Source organism: Tanticharoenia sakaeratensis NBRC 103193, from assembly GCF_000963885.1.
Taxonomy (GTDB): domain Bacteria; phylum Pseudomonadota; class Alphaproteobacteria; order Acetobacterales; family Acetobacteraceae; genus Tanticharoenia; species Tanticharoenia sakaeratensis.
Genome location: NZ_BALE01000011.1, coordinates 30,355 through 51,006 on the forward strand (window position 1 = coordinate 30,355; position 20,652 = coordinate 51,006).

15 protein-coding genes are annotated in these 20,652 nt (G+C 65.3%); 4 read left to right on the forward strand and 11 right to left on the reverse strand.

All coding sequences use genetic code 11. From position 1 onward, the window contains the following. Window positions 1–89: 89 nt before the first annotated feature. Together B8446_RS05645 and B8446_RS05650 are read left to right on the forward strand one after the other, a co-directional pair. Entirely contained in the window at window positions 90–2,696 is a 2,607-nt protein-coding gene (locus B8446_RS05645; RefSeq protein ID WP_048848143.1) for a TonB-dependent receptor plug domain-containing protein, read from the forward strand. 128 nt (window positions 2,697–2,824) lie between these two features. Further along, entirely contained in the window at window positions 2,825–3,304 is a 480-nt protein-coding gene (locus B8446_RS05650) for a hypothetical protein (protein WP_048848177.1), read from the forward strand. A 138-nt stretch (window positions 3,305–3,442) separates the two neighbouring features. Here the strand turns inward: B8446_RS05650 and B8446_RS05655 are convergent, their stop codons facing one another. The 5 genes from B8446_RS05655 to B8446_RS05675 form a co-directional block, all read right to left on the reverse strand. After that, window positions 3,443–4,204 carry a hypothetical protein gene (locus B8446_RS05655; protein ID WP_048848146.1) on the reverse strand — a complete coding sequence of 254 codons (762 nt, stop codon included), beginning with the start codon at window positions 4,202–4,204 and terminating at the stop codon, window positions 3,443–3,445. 56 nt (window positions 4,205–4,260) lie between these two features. Next, entirely contained in the window at window positions 4,261–5,160 is a 900-nt protein-coding gene (locus tag B8446_RS05660; RefSeq protein WP_084712105.1) for an NUDIX hydrolase, read from the reverse strand. A gap of 85 nt (window positions 5,161–5,245) precedes the next feature. Further along, complete coding sequence (locus B8446_RS05665) at window positions 5,246–6,193, reverse strand: SDR family oxidoreductase (RefSeq protein ID WP_048848150.1); 948 nt, start codon at window positions 6,191–6,193, stop codon at window positions 5,246–5,248. Further along, complete coding sequence (locus tag B8446_RS05670; RefSeq protein WP_048848153.1) at window positions 6,190–6,867, reverse strand: DedA family protein; 678 nt, start codon at window positions 6,865–6,867, stop codon at window positions 6,190–6,192. Before B8446_RS05670 ends, B8446_RS05665 begins: the two co-directional genes overlap by 4 nt. A 146-nt stretch (window positions 6,868–7,013) precedes the next feature. After that, window positions 7,014–7,328: a hypothetical protein gene (locus tag B8446_RS05675; RefSeq protein ID WP_148505865.1), complete on the reverse strand. Its 315-nt coding sequence runs from the start codon at window positions 7,326–7,328 to the stop codon at window positions 7,014–7,016. A 271-nt stretch (window positions 7,329–7,599) separates the two neighbouring features. On the opposite strand from B8446_RS05675, the gene B8446_RS05680 reads away from it, so the two are divergent. Then, on the forward strand, window positions 7,600–9,522 hold the full coding sequence (locus tag B8446_RS05680; protein WP_048848156.1) for a S9 family peptidase: 1,923 nt from the start codon (window positions 7,600–7,602) through the stop codon (window positions 9,520–9,522). A 41-nt stretch (window positions 9,523–9,563) separates the two neighbouring features. Here the strand turns inward: B8446_RS05680 and B8446_RS05685 are convergent, their stop codons facing one another. The 3 genes from B8446_RS05685 to lepA all read right to left on the reverse strand — a co-directional run bounded on the left by B8446_RS05685 (window position 9,564) and on the right by lepA (window position 14,807). Continuing rightward, entirely contained in the window at window positions 9,564–10,937 is a 1,374-nt protein-coding gene (locus B8446_RS05685; protein WP_048848179.1) for an MATE family efflux transporter, read from the reverse strand. Between the two features lie 364 nt (window positions 10,938–11,301). Beyond that, window positions 11,302–12,870, reverse strand: coding sequence for a glycosyltransferase family 2 protein (locus tag B8446_RS05690; RefSeq protein ID WP_053053718.1), 1,569 nt, complete (start codon window positions 12,868–12,870; stop codon window positions 11,302–11,304). A 134-nt stretch (window positions 12,871–13,004) separates the two neighbouring features. After that, window positions 13,005–14,807, reverse strand: a complete 1,803-nt coding sequence (gene lepA, locus B8446_RS05695; protein ID WP_048848157.1) for a translation elongation factor 4 — start codon at window positions 14,805–14,807, stop codon at window positions 13,005–13,007. A 193-nt stretch (window positions 14,808–15,000) separates the two neighbouring features. Here lepA and B8446_RS05700 point away from each other — a divergent pair, with 193 nt between their 5' ends. Then, on the forward strand, window positions 15,001–16,134 hold the full coding sequence (locus B8446_RS05700; RefSeq protein ID WP_148505866.1) for a glycosyltransferase family 32 protein: 1,134 nt from the start codon (window positions 15,001–15,003) through the stop codon (window positions 16,132–16,134). Window positions 16,135–16,211: 77 nt separating this feature from the next. On the opposite strand, the gene B8446_RS05705 is transcribed toward B8446_RS05700, so the two are convergent. The 3 genes from B8446_RS05705 to B8446_RS05715 all read right to left on the reverse strand — a co-directional run bounded on the left by B8446_RS05705 (window position 16,212) and on the right by B8446_RS05715 (window position 20,426). Beyond that, a complete protein-coding gene (locus B8446_RS05705) occupies window positions 16,212–16,892 on the reverse strand; it encodes a hypothetical protein (protein WP_048848161.1) in 681 nt (226 codons plus the stop codon). Between the two features lie 232 nt (window positions 16,893–17,124). After that, the gene (gene purH, locus B8446_RS05710; RefSeq protein WP_084712102.1) at window positions 17,125–18,759 is read right to left on the reverse strand and encodes a bifunctional phosphoribosylaminoimidazolecarboxamide formyltransferase/IMP cyclohydrolase; all 1,635 of its coding nucleotides are present in this window, start codon (window positions 18,757–18,759) and stop codon (window positions 17,125–17,127) included. An 89-nt stretch (window positions 18,760–18,848) separates the two neighbouring features. Continuing rightward, the gene (locus tag B8446_RS05715) at window positions 18,849–20,426 is read right to left on the reverse strand and encodes a Na+/H+ antiporter (RefSeq protein WP_048848163.1); all 1,578 of its coding nucleotides are present in this window, start codon (window positions 20,424–20,426) and stop codon (window positions 18,849–18,851) included. Window positions 20,427–20,652: the final 226 nt, after the last annotated feature.

The following is a 20,652-nucleotide window of genomic DNA, read 5'->3' on the forward strand; positions in this document are numbered from 1 at the left end:
AAAAACGCGCCATTACGATATTGTAATCGTAATGATTCCGATCCAATGCTTCGGAGTTATCATTCCGATCGCGGAGCCTGTCAGAAAAAATGTCATTCAAGTTCCGTCTGTTCGCAGCGACGATCCTCGCTGTCGCGCCGGGTTTCGCGCTGGCCGCAACCCAGCGAGACGCTTCGGTCGGATCCAGCACCGCCACGCATCACCGCACTGCGCACAAGCATGCGGCGATCTCGAAACGCAGGGCGATCACGGCCGCTCCGACGACGGCCGCGGCTGCGCCTTCCGGTGTTGTGGCGGGGCCTGTGGCGCCTGCCGGCGCTCCGCATCGCCGCAGCGCGCGCGATGCCAGCGGAGATCCGGCCGAAGCCGTGATCGTGACCGGCACACATGCGTTCAATCGCCGCGCACGGGATAGTGCCTCTCCGGTCACGGTGGTCTCGGCGGCATCGTTGCGCCGGTCGGGCCAGCTCAACCTTGCCGACGCCATCACGCGTGTCGATCCGTCGATCACCATCAGCGCGATGGGCAATGACGCGGGCGCACTGACGTCGTCGATCCGGATGCGCGGCCTGAACCCCAACGAAGTGCTGGTCCTGGTGGATGGCAAGCGCCGTAACACAACCGCCAACATTTATGCCGATGCCGGTCCGCAGCAGGGCTCGACGCCGGTCGACCTGAACATGATCCCGGCGAGCGCAATTGATCACATCGAGATCCTGCGGGACGGCGCGGCCGCCCTGTATGGTTCGGATGCGATCGCGGGCGTGGTCAACATCATCACGAAGAAAACGTCCCACGGCATCAACACTGTCGCCCAGACCGGCGCCAATGCCTACAACGGTGACGGCTGGCAGTATCTCGTCGGTGCGGACGGCGGCACGGCCCTCGGTTCGGACGGGTTCGTGCACATCAGCGGGCAGGTCTATCACACCGATCATTTCGTCGTTGGCTCGAAGAGCACGGACGATCACCGCTGGACCCCGACCTCGAGCTGGCCCGCCAATTCCAACCACATCATGAGCACGGCCGAGGAAACGCGCGAAAACCTCTCCGTCGAGTGGGGCAAGGACATCACGCCCGGGATCAACACCTACGGGCTGATCACCTATGCGCACCGCCATTCGGAAGCATATGAGAACTACCGTATTCCGACCGTCGCGCCGTCGGCCTATCCCTATGGCTTCTCCCCGCTCGAGACGATCGACGAGAACGATTATCAGGCCAATCTCGGCGTGAAGGGCGACAATCTGTTCGGCTTCCAGTGGGACCTGAGCACATTGTACGGCGCAGATGACGACGACGTCGGCAACAAGAACACGTTCAACCCGAACCTGTACAAATATACCGGTTTCTCGCCCACGACCGCGCGGGCGGAAAGCTACACTCTGGCGCAGTGGACGAGCAATTTCGACATGCGGCGCAATTTCCGCATCGCGAATGCGGTCCCGATGACGCTGGCCATGGGCGCCGAACACCGGCTCGAGATGTATCATATCGAGGCAGGCAATCCGGCCTCGTACCTGTACGGCGGCACGCAAGGATATGCGGGTCTGACGCCGCAGAACGCGGGCTCGTGGCAGCGTAATGTCTGGGCCGGCTACATCGACGGCGATTTCCATCCGACCCGCAAATGGGACCTCGATTTCGCCGGGCGGTTCGAGCACTACACCGATTTCGGCAATACCGAGAACGGCAAGGTCACGTCGCGCTACGACTTCACGAAGCGGATCGCGATCCGTGGCACGATCAGCAATGGTTTCCGAGCCCCGACTCTGCCGGAGGAGCATTTCAGCTCGCTGAACGTCTCGCCGACGGGGGCGTCCGGCCTGCTGTCCACCACGAGTGCCGCGGGTCGATCGATCGGCGCGCAGAATCTCAAGCCTGAGCGGTCCACGAGCGCCGAAGGTGGGATCATCCTCGAGCCGATCGATGGGTGGCACATTACGACGGATGTCTATCAGATCAACATTCGCGACCGGATCATCGGCTCGGCCAGCGTGAACGGCCAGACGGCGCTCGATGCCATCGCCCTGACCGGCGTCGACGTGCCGACATCGGGTGGCGGGACGTTCAGCGCCGCGAACGTGACGGCTGATTACTTCGCCAATGCCGCCAGCACGCGCACGCAGGGGCTCGATATCGAGTCGGATTACCTGCTGCGTCTGCATCGCTACGGCAATCTCAACCTGTCGATGATGCTCAACCTGAACCGGACCCGTATTCATCACGTGAATACCGACGCGTTCGGTCAGCCGCTGGTGAACGAGCAGACGCTGTCCTACCTGACGACGGGAGCGCCGCGCAGCAAGATCATCCTCAATGCGCTGTGGACCTACCACCAGTGGGATGTGAATGTTCGCGAGACGCGATACGGCGAAACCACCTCGATGATGACGTATGAGGACCTGACGCCGTCGAACCTGGTCTGCCCGCTCGATGGCAATGCGCTGAAGTATTCGGCCAAATGCTTCGGCCAGTTCAAGAATACCCCCGTCTGGCTGACGGATATCGAGGTCGGCTTCCGGGTAAATGATCACTGGCATCTGGCGGTGGGCGCCAACAACGTCTTCAACCAGCGGCCGCGCTATGTATCTCCGGTCTACAACTATCTGGGTCCGAAGATCTACGACACCAACTCGTCGGGCATTCCGATGACAGGCGGATACTACTACGGCCGCGTGAACGCGACCTTCTGATAGCCCCTCTGGTGAACGCCGCGATTGATTGTCGCGGCGATCCAGGCTAGACATATGGCATTGAGCCACAATCGGTGTGGGCTTGTGCAGGCGCTCCTTCGGGAGCGCCTTTTTTTATGGGTGCGCGCATGACGGGAATGGATATCGGGCAGCTCAAGCATCTGGTCGTGGCGCCGACACTGGAAGCGCTCACACTGTCCGGCACGGCCGCCATCAATCTGGTGACGGGCACGGCACTGGCCGAAAGTAACGCGGCCTACCTGATCCAGCAGGGCGGGGGTCCGGCGTTGGGCCTGTGGCAGATGGAGCCTGCAACGCATGACGATTGCTGGACCAATTTTCTGCGATACTGGCCGGATGCGAACTATACCAAGGCGGTTACGGCGATGCTGGGCAGCGATATTCCGCGCGTGCAGCAGCTTGTCTCGAATTTGCGTTATGCATGCGCCATGGCGCGACTGCGATATTTCCGCGCACCGGACCCGTTACCTGCGCCGCAGGATCCGCTGGCGCTAAGCCGCTATCACAAGGCCTGGTACAACACGGCACTGGGGGCTGCGGATGCGACCGTCAATGCGGCGCTGTTTGCCCGTGCGATCGCAGCCTGATTTCATATCTGTTCGGAGGCCGCGGCACCGGAGACAGTTTGCATCACGCTTCCGGTGCCGCGTGTCCTAATACGCCCGACACTATGGTTTAGTTGTGGCACATCTGCGTGTAGTAAATGAATTTTTGTGTAGCTTGCGTCATCTCGGTATTTCCTGACGCGGCGGGCGCACCATCGGATTTCCGGTGAAGGCAGCGGGTCCTGTATGGCTGAGGCGGATGCTGCGATCAATCCAGATCTCCCCGCCGATGTCGCGGAAGCGCTGGCAGAACGCGAAATCCTCGCTCAGATAGGTTCCGCTCGCCGGATCGATCATGCAGTCGAACAAAGCATGGGGCGCATCGGGACCCGGTGGCTGCAACGGCGCATCGATCCTGCGGTAACGGGTCTGGGGATAGGCAGTGATCAGGTTGGCAATTGCGGCGCGGGCGATCATCAGGAAGCCGGTTCCGGCATAGGCGACGCGCAGCAGGCCGCCGTCCTGATAAGGCGGTGTCGCGCGCATGACATCGGATTCCCCGACATAGCGCAGGCATGCCGTGCCGGGTGTCTCGCCCGCGCCGATCAGGTCGGTCGTGACCTCGTCCCAGAAATGTTCCCGCAAGGGATAAAGAGCGCCGATGACCGGCTTCTCCGCACGGAGCAGGCTTGCGATATCGGCGGCTGTGAATCCGATATCGGCATCGACGAACAGAAGATGGCTCGCATCCGAGCGGGTCATGAACTGATGAACGAGGGTGTTGCGGCAGCGTGTGATCAGGGCGTCGTTGCCGAGCATCGACAGCGTCATGCGAAAGTCGAAGGCGCCGGCCTCGCTCATGCAGCCGATGACGGATTGCATGTAGGTCTGGGTGACGAGGCCGCCGTAGCACGGCGTTGCAATGAAGATATGATCGCTCATGAAGGCGATCCTAGGCGCGGGACAGTTTCCGAGCCGTTAACAACGCCCGCCGGACATTACGGCCGCGCCAGTGGCAGCGTCGATCCGGCGACACGGCGTGCGCCGATCACGTCGCGCCTGAACCGATAGAGCCTGGCCGGACGCCCCGGTGTGTCCGTGGCGAAGGCTGCCGTTTCCTCGACCAGATTCTGCTGTGCGATCAGCCGCCGGAAATTCTGCTTGTGCATGGGACGGCCGGCGACGGCTTCCACCGTTTTCTGCAGTGCAAGCAGCGTGAAGGTCTCGGGCATGAGTTCGAAGATGACAGGGCGATAGCGGATCTTGGCACGCAGTCGCGCCATGCCGGTCGCCAGGATGCGGCGATGGTCGCCTGTCATGGGCACGCCGGGCACGAAGCTCGTGTCCTGCGGGACCGGAGTATCCCGGGCGGCTTCCGGCACCAGTCCCGCTTCCCACAAAAGTTCGTAGCGCTGCAGGGCCAGTTCGTCGTCCCATGTCGCACCGTCCAGCCCGAAGGTGATGGCTATGCGCGTCAGACGCTGGTCGCGCTGCATCGCAGGGCCATGCCGTGCCCAATCGTGCAGGCGTGCGCCGATCCGCTCCACAAATCCGCGCCCTTCCGGTGCGGTCTGATCCTCCCATGGAAAATATCGATACCAGTCCCGCCAGCCTTCGCTCTGGGCGCCGATGCGTGTGAGCGCGAGATAGGAGATCATGATCGTCCGTTCCGGATCATGATGATCGTCATGCGGCGCGTCGGCGAAGGTGTAGAGCTGTTCGATATGGCCGAGCGCGTGGCCGGTCTGGCGCTCGACCCAGCGACGCATGCCGGTCTGGAGCGAGCGCTGACGCGACTCCAGCGGCCCGGACGGCAGGCGCGTGCCGCCGTCCAGTGTCAGAACCATCGGATGACCGTCCGACACCGCGATCAGGACGGCTATGAGCTCCGAGCGGATCATGCGGTCGTCACGTCCTGAAACCTCAGCGCCACCCTCGGATCAGCGGCCCCGGGCAACCGACGCGTGGGCAAGCTGGCGGGGTTCACACATCGGCGAACTGAACTCCTGTCATGCGTTCCGAGACGTCCCACAGTTTCTTGGCCAGTTCCGGATCCCGGGCCGACGGCGGCACATTGGCCTCGCCGGGAGGACCGCGACGTTCGCCCGATCCCTGCGGTCCATAATAGCCGCCATCCTGGGCAGCGTCTGACAGGGCTGCGTAAAGCGTCGGCAACGCGCCTGCGTCGACATCCTGTCCCAGCATCCTGAAAGCCAGCGTGCCCGCGCGCTTCTGGGCTGCGGTCGCGAATGCACGCAGCGCGCCACCGCCTTCGCTGAGACGCGCCGTGTTGGCAATGATGTCGCTCGACGACCAGCCCGGATGGGCCGCGCGCGAGTGGATGGGAAGCTTCAGCAGGGCCGCGCGTCGCGCCAATTCGCGTGCGAACAGGAGATTGGCGAGCTTGCTCCGGCGATAGGACTGAAAGGCGCTGTAGTGATGGCGTGCGTTAAGGTCGTCAAAGGGCAGCGTACCGCCCCAGGCGGCCAGGGAGGCAACTGTCACGACGATGCCGCGACCCTGTTCCAGCATCGGCAGTAGGCGGCCGGTCAGCGCGAAATGCCCGAGATGATTGGTCCCGAACTGCAGTTCGAAGCCATCCTGTGTCACCATGCGGGTGCGCGGTCCCATGACGCCGGCATTGTTGACGAGAATGTCTACCCGGTCGCGATGCGTGTCCGCGAAATCGGCGATCGACGTGAGGGACGCCATGTCGAGCGGTGCAAAGCCGACATCGGCGTCGGGCATCTCCGAACGGAGCCGGGCAACGGCCATGCGGCCCTTGTCGGGATTGCGCCCCGTCAGGAGTACGGTCGCCCCGAGTGCGGCGAGCCCCTGGGCCGTTGCCAGCCCCAGGCCCCCTGTCGCGCCCGTGATGACGGCACGCTGGCCGGTCAGGCGCGGTGCGGAATCGAGGGTCCAGTCGGTCATGCATTCGTCTCCTGCTTTTCGCTCGGCTTCGAGCCACGCCGCTTGCGCGTGCCGCTGCGCTGCCGTTCGGCCTCGGCGTCCTTGAGCGCCTGTTCCGTCAGGCGCTTCTCGTTGCGCTTGAGGAACACGAGTGCCCCACCGAGCATCGCCACGGCGGCAATGCCGAAAACGATGGCAATCGGGCGGGAGAGACTGAGAACCTGATGACCGAGTTCATAGGTGACGATCGCGTAGCCGCCCGCCCAGCACAGCCCGCCAAGCGCGTTGTAGAGAACGAACGAGTGCCACGGCATGTGGTTCGCCCCCGCGAGCAGCGCCACGAACACGCGCAGGACGGCGATGAAGCGCCCGACGAAGACGAGCTTGCCGCCCTGCCGCCGGAACAGGTAGCGACCGATCTCCAGCCGTTCCTCGGTCAGGCCGATCTTGCGGCCGTGACGGGCCAGCAGCCGGTAGCCGATGGCACGCCCGATCAGATAGCCGAAATTGTCGCCCATGATCGCCCCGCTGACCGCGGCGACGACGATCCACGTGATATCGAGCCGATGGGTGCCTGCAGCGTACAGGGCGGCCGAGATGATGAGGCTTTCGGCCGGGAGCGGCAGGCCCATGCTTTCCAGCATGACGATGACGCCGATGAAACCGTAGCCATACTGCCCGAGCAGCGCTTGCATGTGGTGGAGCAGAGACGTGTTTCCCGAATCATGGCCAGGTTGGACGGGACCGTGTCCCTCCCGGCGGCGTTCGGGTCAAGCATCGGCGCTCTGCGGACCGCGCGCAACCGTGTGGCGCGGTCCTCTTCGCAGGCGTCTGGCCGGTCTCAGCGTGCCGAGGCGTCCAGGGCCGACGCCAGGGCGGGGTCGAGGGCTGCGATCTGGGTGCGCATCTCGTTCATGCTGCGGATATGGCAGGCATGCAGGATCCGCGCATCAGGGATATGACCGAGACGGTCGCCGCACAGCGTATGTCCCGGACGGGCCTGAACGAATACGAGGGTCGGCGCGCCGGTATAGGCGATCGTGCGCGGCGCTGTCGGTGCGCTGGCCTCGGCGATGGCCACGGCGAGCGGTCCGAGGCCGGCGAGGGTCAGCGCTGAAGCGGCGGCGGTCGCGCGGATGATGGAACGGATGGACATGATGGCGTCTCCTGCACGATGGCATTTGCGGAGATCGGTCCGGATCGGATCGGTCTGATCTTCTCTTTGCAATCGCCGTGCCAAATGAGGTTTTCCGCAGCCATCCGACGAAATTGCTGCATGTTCTGCACAAAAATTGGCAAGAGACGCCGGAAAAGGGCACTGAAAATACAAAAGCGGCTTCCCGTGCCACTTGTCTTCGCGGGATGACATCCTGACGGAGCGCGATAGAGTCGGGACCTTGTCTCGTCCTGTTTGACTGGAGCCCTTCATGCCCTCCGAAAACCGTCCGTCCCGGTCGTCCTGGGTGACACCCGAGCTGGTCGCCGGCCGGACCATCGGATTGTCCGATCTGCGCACTTGGCATGGCCGTATCTACTGGCTCGAGGCGCGTCCTGCCGAAGGGCGCACCGTGCTGGTCTGTGCCGCACCGGACGGGGCGATCAGCGACGTCACGGATGCGCGGATCAATGTCGGCTCTCGCGTGCATGAATATGGCGGCGGTGCCTATGCGCCTGGAGGCGCGGGCGAACTTCCGGCCATCTTCTGCTCGGATCGCACCGATGGCGGAGTGTGGCGGCTCGACGGGGACGATGTGCGGCGCGTCGCAGGCGTCGAAGGGCTGCGATATGCGGATTTCTCGGTGCTGTCCGATGGCGCGAGCGCGATCTGTGTGCGTGAGGACCACCGGCTGGTCGGCACGGATGGCGCGCACGAACCGGTCAATACCCTGGTCTGGCTGGACGGCCGCGACCCGGCGGGCGTGATCCTGGCCGAAGGCGCGGATTTCTATGCCAGCCCGCGTCTGTCGCCCGATGGACGGCATCTGGCCTGGATCGAATGGGACCATCCGTCCATGCCGTGGGATGCAACGCGCCTGAAAGTGGCGCCGGTGCAGCGGGACGAGACGGGCAATCTGTCGCTGGGACCGGCACGGCAGCTTGCCGGGGACGATCCGGAGAGCGTGCTGGAACCGGTCTGGATGGCGGATGGCTCGCTCGTCGCCACAACGGATCGCAGTGGATACTGGAATCCGGTCGACATGCTTGCCCCGTCGGGTGAGCCGGGTGGCGCGCCCTGGCCTGCGATGGCGGCGGAAATCGGGCTGCCGCACTGGGTTTTCGGACAGATGACGATGGCGCCGGTGCTGCTGGGCGCAGCGCCCGGGCTGCTGTGTCTCGCCATCGAAGGCGGGCTCAGCTCCGTCTGTCTGCTGACCCGATCAGGCGCCGAGCGCGTCGATCTCGGGACGCCGCAGAACGTGCCTCAGGTGCTCGGGCCTGCCGCGGATTTCGCGGATTCGGTCTTTGCCTGGATCGACACGCCTGAAGATCGACCGCCGGCGGTCGTGACCGGCCATTCCGGCAGCACGCCCCGTGTCCTGCGGCGTGCGACCGAACTGCCGGAGGATCTGCCGCCGGATGCCATCTCCCGACCGGAACAACTGCGCTTTCCATCCGGAGATGGCAGCGCGCATGCCCTCTATTATCCACCCTGCGGGACCGTATCCGGCCCGCCGCCGCTGGTCGTCATGGCGCATGGCGGCCCGACCGGTCGCGCGAGCCCTGCGTTCTCGTTCAAGGTCCAGTGGTGGACGTCACGCGGGTTCGCGGTGCTGGACGTGAATTATCGCGGATCGACAGGGTTCGGTCGGAGCTATCGAAAGGCGCTCGACGGGCAATGGGCCGTGGCGGATGTGGCCGACGTGCTGGCTGGCGTGCGGTATGCAATCGAAACCGGGCGCGCCGACCCCCGTGCCTGCGTCATTCGCGGCAGCAGCGCGGGCGGGCTGACGGTTCTGTGCGCGCTGGCACAATCCGACCTGTTTGCGGCCGGAACCTCGCTCTATGGCGTCACGGATCTGCGCGCGCTGGCCGCCGAGACGCACAAGTTCGAGGCACGGTATCTGGATCGTCTGATCGGACCTTATCCGCAGGACGAGGCGACCTATCTCGCACGGTCCCCGATTGCGCAGGCATCGCAGATCCGCAGTCCCGTCCTGTTTTTGCACGGAAGCGAAGACCGCGTCGTGCCGCCGGCCCAGGCGACCGACATGGCGGAGAAGCTTCGCGCGCAGGGCGTGCGCGTCGCGCATCATGTCTATGAGGGCGAGGGACATGGTTTTCGCCAGCAGGCCACACTGCTGGATGCGTCGGAGCGGGAGCTTGCGTTCTATCTCGACGTGTTCGGCTGACGTGTGACGACGCGCGGGCCAGGGTTAATGGTAAGGGGCGGTCAGGCCCCTTCCTCCTGAAGCTCCATCATGGCTTCCGCATCCGTGCGCGTCGGCAGATCGCTGCCGGCAGCCGGACGCTGTTGCATCATGCGCAGGGGAAGGGTGCGGATCACGTGAAAAGCCGTGACGATGGCGGCCGATCCGAACAGGGTCGCCCCGAGCGCGAAGCCGATCAGGATGCCTGACGGGCCGAAATGCAGCCCGACGGCCACGAACGGGATCGTTCCGAGCGTTGCCCGGCCCCAGTTGAACATGGTCGAGTAAAGGGGATGGCCGAGATTGTTGAATGCGGTGTTGGCCACGAACAACAGGCCGATGAACAGATAGCCTGACACCGTCCAGCGGCAGAACAGATGCGCGATCTGAATGCCGGCTCCATGCAGGTTGAACAGCCAGACGACCAGTGGCTCGCCTGCCGCAAGGACCGCCCAGGTGACGCCGACGCAGGCGGCCGTGATCTTCAGGGCCGCGATCAGCGCCTCGCGCACGCGATCGACCTGCCCCGCGCCCAGATTCTGCGACATGATCGGCCCGACCGATCCGGTCAGGGCGAAGACCAGCGCGAAAGCCACGGGCACGATGCGATCCAGCGCCGCCTGTCCGGACACCGCATCGAGCCCGAAGCGCGCGATGGCGCGGGTCATGTAGGCGCCGGCAACCGGCGTTGCGAGGTTGGTCGCGATCGCGGGCAGGGCGACGCCGCCGATCTGGCGCGTGGCATCGGGGATCGCATGCAGACGGGGCCGTTCGAGCAGATCGTGGCGGCGCAGGCAGATCAGCCCGGACACCGTCGTTGCGGCCCGGGCGAGGATGGTGCTGATCGCAGCGCCCTCCAGCCCGAAATGCAGGACCAGGATCAGGAGCGGATCGAGCGTGGCGGAGATGATGGCGCCGGTCAGGGTCACACGCATCGCCTGCTTCGCATCGCCGACCGCGCGCAGCAGCGCCGACAGGCCCATGCCGAACGAGATCAGCGGCAGAGCCGGGGAGACGGTGCGCAGGAACATGACGGCATGATCGAGTGCCATGCCCTGTGCACCCAGGAGGCGCAGCAGGAGAGGCGCAAACACGGCCGTCGTGATGCCGAGCAGGAAGGCGACGCCCAGCATGACGACGAGGAACGCGGACGCCGTCCGGCGGGCGTCTTCGAAGCGCCGCGCGCCGAGCATGCGCCCGATGACCGCGCCCAGCCCGATCGTCATGCCGATCGAGACCGCGATCTGCACGTAGGACACCGAGGCCGTGAAGGCGATCGCGGCCGTCAGGTTCGGGTCATGCAGCCGGGAGATGTAGAAGAAATTCAGGAGATCGACCGCGAACACCGCCATCAGGCCGATGGCGCCGGTTCCGGCCATCGTCATGACGTGACGCATGATGTCGCCGGTGCAGAACCGCGCGGCAGGACGTGTGGTCTTCGGGTCTGTCGACCCGGATGCGGTCACGGTCGGAGCGGCGGGTTCTGGCAACAGATGGCTCTTGGCTTTGGGCAGGACGACAGCGGCCCGCGCCATCCTGCCTGCTTTGGCGAACAAAGGGAAAGGGGACGCGCAAAAATATGCTGGGCATGGTGCCGCAATGCCGGGCGCGGCAGATCCTGCCGGCGCGTCTGTCGCGCGCGCCCCGGGCGTTGCCCGTCTGGCGCCGTCAGTCTTCGCGCAGCGGAACGGACAGGATCGTCGAAGGCATCCTGCCGCGCCGGTCGGCAGGCAACGGGTGCCCGGGATCAGAGGGCTCGGGTCAGGAAATCCAGTTTCGCAGCCAGGACGGGATTCGCCCCGGAAAGGTACGCATCAGCAGTTTCTGCTCGTCCGGCGGCAGGAAGGCGAGCGCACAGCCCAGCGCATCGTGCGACGGTGCCTCAAGTCGACCAATTCCCGCGACCAGCGCGCGCAGACTAGGTCCATCCGCCGTCAGCGCCAGATAGGGGCGCAGGATGGCCTGTATGGATTCGGACGGTGCGACATCGACCAGCCGGAACCGCTCCCACTCGCCGACACCGCCGCGGTTGGCCTCGACGCCGCCGCTTTCGGGATGCGCGCTGAAATAGTGATGGCTGACCGGAGACCGAAGCGTCACGCCTTCCTCGGTCATGTCGAGTTCGACCGGGAGCCAGTTCAGGAGGACCGGCGAGCCGGCGACCGGCAGGCCGGTCGACTGGTCCGGCATGGCGGTGCCCGCAAACAGGATGCCCCGGGCCTGTGGCGGATGTCCGGGCAGCGGCGACTCCGGCGTCGTATAGGCAAGCCACAATACCGCATCGTCCGGAACGGCTTCAGGTGCTGCGTTTCGTACCCAGCCGGAGGCTGCATCGAGAAACAGGCGCGTGCCTGCATATGTCTCGACATGAGCGAACAGGAGCGGTGGTGTCGCGACCATCTCGGGCGCAGCGGAGGTCAGGCGCGACGTGCCTTGCCGCGCGACGCGGCGGATGCCCAGGGGCTCGAGCGCGCGCCCGGTCGGATCGTCGCTGCCGCGCCGGAGCTGCCAGTGCAGGTCCGACAGGCTGATCTGGCCGATCGTCGCATTGATGCGCTTGCTCTCGGACAGCAGCCGCAGGGGGCGCAGGTCCTGGACCTCGTTGCGGTCGAAATGATTCCAGAAGGCGGTCGAATCATAGAGGTCGGAGCGACGGGCGATGCGCTCGAGATAGTGCTGCATCGACCGGCAGACGAAATGCAGGACCTTGGCCCGATCCCATTGCGGTGCCATGCCGGACCCGCGCCATTCGACAGGCTTTCCCGTCGGCGCGACATAGCGCGTGACGTCCACGTTCCAGCGATGGGGGTCGATGTAGCTGCCGCCGAACACCTTCGGCCGGATGAACGACTTGATCAGCTCGTTGTCCGGCAGCTCCGGCCGGGAATGGGTGGTATAGGCCTCGACCGGCGCATTCAGCGGTTTGAAGGCATGACCGCCGGAGCCATAGATGCACCAGCTGACGGCAACGCCGTGGGCATCGGGGAAGTGGGCCAGGAATTCGCCAACTGTCCCGTCCTCGACCGGATAGAAATACTCGTCCCCGTCGAAGAAGCCGAGCCAGTCGAAGGCATCGCGATACTCGGCGATAGCCGCGAGATACGAATTGCGCTGGCGCCAGTAGAAGTTCGGCTCGCTCTGGTCGGTCCGATGCAGCCGGATGTCATGGATGGACCGGGCATGGTTGAGGATCTCCCATGTCCCATCCGTCGAGTGATCGTCGAAGATGATGAGCGACGTGAAGCCGATGGCGAGATGGTGCGCGATCCACCAGCCGATGTCATCGGCCTCGTTTTTGACGAAAAGAACGGCGGCGACAGAGACCATCATGAATTCTCGCTCAGGTGCGACGGCATGGATCGCGTTCGGTTAACGATGCACGGTCGATCGGGAGGTATCAACCCGTCACGATCGAAGACGTTGCGTGCCCACCGATCTGTCCGTGCGCGGCATTGCGCGGGCCGTCAGTCCATCTTCAGTGCGGCAAGGAAGGCGCTCTGCGGAATTTCGACCTTGCCGAACTGCCGCATGCGCTTCTTGCCTTCCTTCTGCTTCTCCAGAAGCTTGCGCTTGCGCGAGATGTCGCCGCCATAACATTTGGCGGTCACGTCCTTGGACATGGCGCCCAGTGTCTCGCGCGCGATCACGCGCGAGCCAATGGCGGCCTGGATCGCGATCTTGAAGAGCTGCCGCGGGATCAGCTCCTTGAGCTTGGCGCAGATCGACCGGCCGCGCTTTTCCGCGACGGAGCGGTGCGCCACGAACGCGAGGGCATCGACTGGCTCCTGATTGACCAGGATCGAGATCTTGACGAGGTCGCTCTCCTCGTAATCGTCCATCTGGTAATCGAAGCTCGCGTAGCCGCGGGTCAGCGACTTCAGGCGGTCGTAGAAATCGAACACCACCTCGTTCAGCGGGAGCTTGTAGACCGCCATCGCGCGGTTGCCGACATAGGTCAGGTCGAGCTGCACGCCGCGCCGCTCGGAGCACAGCGTCAGCACGCTGCCGAGATAGTCGTCCTGCACCATGATGGTGGCGCGGATCCACGGCTCCTCGATGCTCTCGATCTTGGCGATGTCCGGCATGTCCGCCGGGTTGTGCAGCATCTCTTCCGTGCCGTCGGTCAGGTGCATCTTGTAGACGACCGAAGGTGCGGTTGCGATCAGGTCGAGATCGAACTCGCGCGACAGGCGCTCCTGGATGATCTCCAGGTGCAGAAGGCCCAGGAAGCCGCAGCGGAAGCCGAAACCCAGCGCTGCCGAGGTCTCGGCCTCGAAGTGGAACGAGGCGTCGTTCAGGCGCAGCTTGCCCAGGGAGTCGCGCAGCTTTTCGAAATCGTCCGCATCGACGGGGAACAGCCCGCACCAGACCACCGGGATCGAGGGCTTGAAGCCGGCCAGCGCCTGGGGCGCGGGTGCGCGGTCCAGCGTGATCGTGTCGCCCACGTTGCAGTCGGCGACCGTCTTGATGGCGGCGTTGATATAGCCCATCTCGCCCGGCCCCAGATCGTCGACCGGGGTCATCTTCGGCAGGAACACGCCGACCTGATCGACGTGATAGACCGAGCCCATCTGCATCATGCGGATCTTGTCGCCGCGACGCAGGCGCCCGTTCATGATCCGCACGAGAATGATGACGCCGAGATAGGGATCGTACCAGCTGTCGACCAGCAGGGCCTGAAGCGGTGCGTTCTCGTCACCCTTCGGTGCCGGAAGGCGCGTGACCAGCGCCTCGAGGACCGCGGGGATGTTCAGGCCGGTCTTGGCTGAAATCTCCACCGCGTCGTCCGCCGGGATGCCGATCACTTCCTCGATCTGGGCGCGCACCCGTTCGGGCTCGGCCGCAGGCAGGTCGACCTTGTTCAGGACCGGGACGATCTCGTGATTGGCGTCGATCGCCTGATAGACGTTGGCGAGCGTCTGCGCCTCGACACCCTGGCTCGCATCGACGACCAGAAGCGATCCCTCGCATGCGGCGAGCGACCGGCTGACCTCATAGGCGAAGTCGACATGGCCCGGCGTGTCCATGAGGTTGAGGACGTAGGTGTTGCCGTCCTTAGCCGGATAGGTCAGGCGCACGGTCTGCGCCTTGATGGTGATGCCGCGCTCCTGCTCCAGCTCCATCGAATCGAGGACCTGGGCCTTCATCTCGCGGGCGGTCAGGGCACCGCAGGCCTGGATCAGGCGGTCGGCCAATGTCGACTTGCCGTGGTCGATATGCGCGATGATCGAGAAGTTGCGGATCAGGGAAAGCGGGGTCGCGGTCATGGCGGCGATACATAGGAGATCGCGGGGCCGCTGTCAGCGGTATTGTGGGGCCGACGATTCTGGCACCCAGAGGCACATCAGGCCTGTTGCCGCTAGTTGCGTTCGTGATACGGTTTGAAACTTGTGATGTTCGGTAGTCATTGGTCCCGCCCGGCCATGGCGGACGTCTCCATGCTGGCTACTGGAGTTATATGTGAAGCATATTGAACTCGATGCCCAGGCGCTCGACTTCGGATTGGACCATCAGGCCACGGAATACGCCAGAAAGCACGGCATCGATACCGTCGAGCACAGTTTCGCGGTCGCCAATATTCTTCATATGCATGGGCGTGTTCGGCAGGCGGCCTATTTTTATCACCATGCCTATGCGATGCATTCCGGAAGCCCGCACGAATATCCTCTCGCGCAGTCCCTGCTGCAGGCCCATCTGCTCTGCCTCCTGAAGGCCCGCGAGCCCCTGCCGGCCCAGCTCGTCGAGGCTCTCGGCCGGCTCAATCTCCCGTATCAGCACTACATCCTGGGCGTCGAACGGGCTTGGGCTCATGAAGACTACTGGGGCGCCCTGCAGATCATGGGCAACTGCTTCGAGGAATTCCACACCGGCGAGGAAGTGGACCGGATCTATCTTGAGACGGCCAAGGAGTTCTTCCGCTTCGCGAGCATGGTCGGCGATACCGAGTGGGTCGATCGTCGCTTCCGGATTCCGAATGTGGTCTACATGTACTGGGACCAGAACCCGCCCGAGGAAATCCAGGCCAACATCGACTATCACAGCCGCGCGCCGGGGATCGGTTTCAAGGTCTTCTCGCGGGAAGAAGCCGCCCAGTGGCTCTACGAGATGCACGGCGTGGAAACACGTTCCCTGTTCCTGGAAGCACGCCACCCCGCCGAGGCCGCGGACTTCCTGCGGGTCCATGTCATCCATGCGCTCGGCGGCTGGTGGCTCGATGCCGATCTGCGCATGAAGCAGCCGCAGCATCTGGGGGCCATGGTGCCGCCGGGACGGGAAAATATCCTGTTCCTTGCCCGTGACAATCAGGTTCACAACGACTTCTTCGGGGCCTGTGCCAACTCGGCGCTGCTCAGCGACTGCATGATGTCGCTCTACCGCAACTGCCATCGGCATCGCGATCTCTACATCGCCTTCAAGACCGGGCCCGGCATTTTCATGCGCGCGCTGAATCGCGGCTATCGCGCGGCATTCCGCGGCCAGCGCCGCCTGCCGCTGACGAAACTCTACGATCACCAGCAGTTCAACAATTTCATCGAGGAATTTCCGACGCCGTACAAGGAAACGGCGCCGACCTGGCACATGATGGGGCGCTGAGCGCCATCACGGCAGGCATTCGTATCCGGGCCAGGTCTGCTGCCCGGATACGCCATCATCGCCCGATGGACAGGATGTCAGCGCCTGCTCGTGTCGTTGTTGCCGATCTCGTCATAGTCGGGGCTGCCGGGCGCCGGGCCGGGCGGTAGCGCGGACTGGTCGATGTCGACGACGTGGGCGCCGTCGGGCCCGAGTTCACTGGCGTCGATCACCTGACCGCCCAGCGTATGCACGCCCGCGCCGGCCGCGAACAGCGGGCGCCCCGCGGCAAGCCATGCGGCATAGCGCGGGCCCTCTGTGCGCGGCAGCCAGATCACGGACCGATCCCGCAGGAGCGCGCCGATCGGCGCGCCCGAAATGTCGTAAAGCGTCCGTGCGACGGTCCCCTGGGCCACCAGCCGTACGGCCGCCCCCATGTTGACCGGCGGCGCGATGTTGGAGGCGCCGCACTGACCGTCGATCGAGACGGCCGAGACGAGGGCGAGGGACGGTGCCGACAGGCCGCGCGCAACGATGGTATGGCCGACCTGGGCCGTATCGAGTGCGGTCTTCGGCAGGCTTTCCGGGAAGGCGATCTCGGTGCCGTTCTGCAGCACCACGCCGCGCAGGCGCCCATCCAGATCGGCCAGCGTCTGGGAAACAACGCCTTTCGTTTCGGGGACGGAGGTCAGGTCGAAGGCGCAGGGCGCCGCCCGGGCCGTGGACATCGTGGCGGCAAGCAGTGTCGCACAGCAAAGAAAGGCATGGCGGGCGCGCATCGTGTCGTCTCCGGCGTGGTGTCGGGGTGCGACACGGTCCCGGACCCCCAACGGGGCCGGGGCCCCGGATCCTGCGACGTCGGGCCGGAGGAACGGTCGGGAGTCCGGGGGCATGGCCCCTGACCTGATCAAGGTCGGGGCGAATGCCCCGGATCCTGCTCTTGTGCCCCCAAGCAGGGATTTTGCAAAGAGTGACGACAGCCGGCGCAGCGCGCCGGGCCGGTTGTTGTCGTCAGTGACGGAAATGCCGCATGCCGGTGAAGACCATGGCGATTCCGGCGCGGTCGGCCGCATCGATCACGTCCTGATCGCGAATCGAGCCGCCCGGCTGGATGACCGCGACAGCACCCGCCGCGACCACGCTCTCCAGGCCATCAGCGAACGGAAAGAACGCATCCGATGCCGCGACCGAGCCGATGGTCAGCGCGGGGCCCGTACCCAGCGTGCGGGCCGCGTCCTCGCTCTTGCGGGCTGCGATCCGCGCGCTGTCCACGCGAGACATCTGGCCGGCCCCGATGCCCACGGTCGCGCCGCCCCTGGCGTAGATTACGGCATTGGACTTGACGTGCTTGGCGACGCGGAAGGCGAACAGCAGGTCGTCCAGCTCGGCATCCGTCGGTGCGCGCCTGGTGACCACGCGCAGATCCTCGCGGCGGATCCGGCCGTTGTCGCGCGTCTGGGCGAGGAATCCGCCGGCCAGCGAACGGACCGTCAGGCCCGGGACGGACGGATCCGGCACACTGCCCGTCAGCAGGAGGCGCAGATTCTTCTTGCGGGCCAGCGCGGCGAGCGCCGCCTCGTCCGCGTCCGGCGCCACGATGACTTCCGTGAAGATTCCCGCGATCTTTTCGGCGGTCTCGCCGTTCAGCGTCCGGTTCAGCGCCACGATCCCGCCGAATGCGGACACCGGATCGCAGGCGAGGGCGGCATCCCATGCTGCCGAGATCGTCTCGGCTTCGGCCACGCCGCATGGATTGGCATGCTTGACGATGACGACGGCGGGACGCCCGAATTCGGCCACGGCCTCGAAGGCCGCGTCCGTGTCGTTGAGGTTGTTGTAGCTGAGCGACTTGCCCTGTGCCTGCCGGGCTGTTGCAACACCCGGACGCGTTTCGGACGTCGTGTAGAAGGCGGCCTGCTGATGCGGGTTCTCGCCATAGCGCAGGCGCGACTGGCGCACGCCCGAAAGCGTCAGGCGTTGCGGGAACGTATCGCCCGACTGGCCGGCGAACCACGCTGCGATCGCGGCGTCATAGGCCGCGGTCCGGGCATAGGCCGCGGCCGCATACGCGCGGCGATCGGCCAGCGTCGTGCCGCCGTCGGGCAGGGCGGCGATCAGGGCGTCATACTGCGCGGGGTCGGTCAGGATCGTGACGTCGTCATGGTTCTTGGCGGCCGCACGGATCAGGGCCGGTCCGCCGATGTCGATGTTCTCGACACAATCGGCGAACGGGGCCCCGGAGGCGACGGTCGCCTCGAACGGATACAGGTTCACCGCCACGAGATCGATCGGGGCAATGCCGTGCTCGGCCATCTGTGCCTGATGGGTCGGCAGGTCGCGTCGGCCGAGAATGCCCCCATGCACCTTGGGGACGAGCGTCTTGACCCGGCCGTCGAGAATTTCGGGAAAGCCGGTGTGATCGGCGATTTCGGTCACGGCGATGCCCGCGTCCCGCAGCGCGCGGGCGGACCCGCCGGTCGAGAGGATCTCGGCGCCATGGGTCGACAGCGCGCGGCCCAGATCCAAAAGCCCCGTCTTGTCCGACACGGAGATCAACGCGCGCCGGATCGCAAGGCGGGCTGGCGCGCTGCGGGACGACAGGTCGATCTGAGGGTCGGGCCGGGGATCGGGCTGTGTGTCGGTCATGGCGGTCAGAGGCACTTTCCGGCTGGGGGGCTTCGGATGTCCGGGGTGCTTTATCGCCTCGCGGATGGCGGTTCAATGGGCGCGGCCGTTCAGCCGGGCTCCGCGAGCCGCGCCTCGGCCACCATCTGCTGCAGATCCAGTTCGTATTCCATTTCGCGCAGGACCGTGTCGGGGATGCGGCCGGCGCGATGCAGATGCAGGATCGTCCCGCGACCGGCCGAGATCGCGGCAAGCAAGGCCGCGAAATGCGCAATCTCGTGCGTGCGGGACGCATCGGGCGCATCGCGGGCTTCGGCCGCCATCATCGCGCGGTATCGGTACTGTTCCATCAGGCGCGGATGCTCGGCCCCCATACGGGCAATGGCCGCATACTGGGCGTCGGCCATGGAGACCCAGGCATGAGCCTCGGCTTCGCGTTGCGCGCGGGCTTCCTCGGCGCTGTCCAGTCTGAGCCAGCGGATCAGCGCGCCAAGGGTCGATCCCTGGACCAGCACGCTTGCGACGATGATCCCGAAGGCGCTCACCAGAGCCACGTCACGTCCCGGCAGGGTCTCCGGCAGCGACAGGGCGGCCAGCAGGGTGACGACACCGCGCATGCCGGCCCATCCCATGACGGTTGCCGCCGCGAACGAGGGGGCGCTGTGGTGCCGCAGGCCGATGGCCTGCATGACCCGCAGGACGATATCGGAGGCAAAGACCCATATGAACCGGGCCACCACGGTTGCCGCGACGACGGTGGCCGCCGGCAGCAGCAGCGTATGCAGTGCGTCCTCGACGCTGGTGACGTGATTGATGACGCCGCGCAGCGACAGGCCGATCAGGATGAACAGCAGGGATTCCATGATGAAGACGAGGACATCCCAGAACGCGAAGGCCCGCACGCGCAGGGTCGCCGAGAAGTCGCGGTGCTGGTGCCAGCCGAGCGTCAGGCCTGCGGTAACGGTCGCCAGTACGCCCGAGAAATGCAGGCGCTCGGCGCCGACATAGGCGATGGCGGTGATCAGGACGGTGGCTGCGATGGCATGGCGGCTTTCGGGCAGGCGGCGCACCACGATCCGGCCGCCCTGTCCCAGCGCATAGCCCAGCACGACGCCGCCCACGGACAGGATGCTGAACTGCTCCAGTGCCTGCGTCAGGCTGAACGTGCCCGTCAGGGCCGCGGCAATGGCAAACCGCAACAGCACAAGGCCCGCCGCATCGTTCAGCAGGCTCTCGCCCTGCAGAAGGGCTATGATCCGGCTCGGCAACCGCACGCGCGCCAGCACGGCATCGGCTGCGACCGCATCCGGCGGGGACACGACCGCGCCGATGGCAAAACAGACGGCCCACGGCATGGACGGCAGCACATAATGGACGGCCAGGCCCACTATCAGTGTCGTGAATCCGACGGCGCCGACGGCGAGCAGGAGAATACCGGCCATGTTGTCGCGGAAATCGCGCCAGACCGTGCGGAAGGCGCCGCTCATCAGGAGGGGCGGCAGGAAGATCGCCAGCACCAGCTCGGGGTCCGGTTCGATCTGTGGCATGCCCGGCACGAGCGCCAGCGCGGACCCGCCGACGATCAGGACCGCGGCCTGGGGCAGATGCCAGGCATGGGCAAAGGCTTCCAGCACCAGAATGATGGCGATCAGGGCCACCAGGAATTCGTATTGTGCGATGCCCGTCATTGTCGCCTGCGAAACGTTGATTGGCTTCGACCCTAGCGCAAGCCGGGGAGCAGGGCATCTGGCGTCAGTCGGCGAACGTATCGGCGGCACACGGACATGCGGTCATCTGACGCGTTGGTGTGCGCAGCCGGAAACAGGCCATCCGCCCTCATGCCTTCGCGCGAGGGTGGATGACCATGGTGTCACGGCATGAGTTCTGCGGTTCCTGAGAAGACGGGCTGTGGGT

Excerpts from the sequence above, each read along its gene's own strand:
- B8446_RS05655 (WP_048848146.1), bottom strand. The coding sequence starts at position 4,204 with ATGAGCGATCATATCTTCATTGCAACGCCGTGCTACGGCGGCCTCGTC.
- B8446_RS05680 (WP_048848156.1), top strand. The coding sequence starts at position 7,600 with ATGCCCTCCGAAAACCGTCCGTCCCGGTCGTCCTGGGTGACACCCGAG.
- B8446_RS05675 (WP_148505865.1), bottom strand. The coding sequence starts at position 7,328 with ATGTCCATCCGTTCCATCATCCGCGCGACCGCCGCCGCTTCAGCGCTG.
- B8446_RS05650 (WP_048848177.1), top strand. The coding sequence starts at position 2,825 with ATGACGGGAATGGATATCGGGCAGCTCAAGCATCTGGTCGTGGCGCCG.
- B8446_RS05645 (WP_048848143.1), top strand. The coding sequence starts at position 90 with ATGTCATTCAAGTTCCGTCTGTTCGCAGCGACGATCCTCGCTGTCGCG.
- B8446_RS05705 (WP_048848161.1), bottom strand. The coding sequence starts at position 16,892 with ATGCGCGCCCGCCATGCCTTTCTTTGCTGTGCGACACTGCTTGCCGCC.
- B8446_RS05665 (WP_048848150.1), bottom strand. The coding sequence starts at position 6,193 with ATGACCGACTGGACCCTCGATTCCGCACCGCGCCTGACCGGCCAGCGT.
- B8446_RS05685 (WP_048848179.1), bottom strand. The coding sequence starts at position 10,937 with ATGCGTCACGTCATGACGATGGCCGGAACCGGCGCCATCGGCCTGATG.
- lepA (WP_048848157.1), bottom strand. The coding sequence starts at position 14,807 with ATGACCGCGACCCCGCTTTCCCTGATCCGCAACTTCTCGATCATCGCG.
- purH (WP_084712102.1), bottom strand. The coding sequence starts at position 18,759 with ATGACCGACACACAGCCCGATCCCCGGCCCGACCCTCAGATCGACCTG.
- B8446_RS05690 (WP_053053718.1), bottom strand. The coding sequence starts at position 12,870 with ATGATGGTCTCTGTCGCCGCCGTTCTTTTCGTCAAAAACGAGGCCGAT.
- B8446_RS05715 (WP_048848163.1), bottom strand. The coding sequence starts at position 20,426 with ATGACGGGCATCGCACAATACGAATTCCTGGTGGCCCTGATCGCCATC.
- B8446_RS05670 (WP_048848153.1), bottom strand. The coding sequence starts at position 6,867 with ATGCAAGCGCTGCTCGGGCAGTATGGCTACGGTTTCATCGGCGTCATC.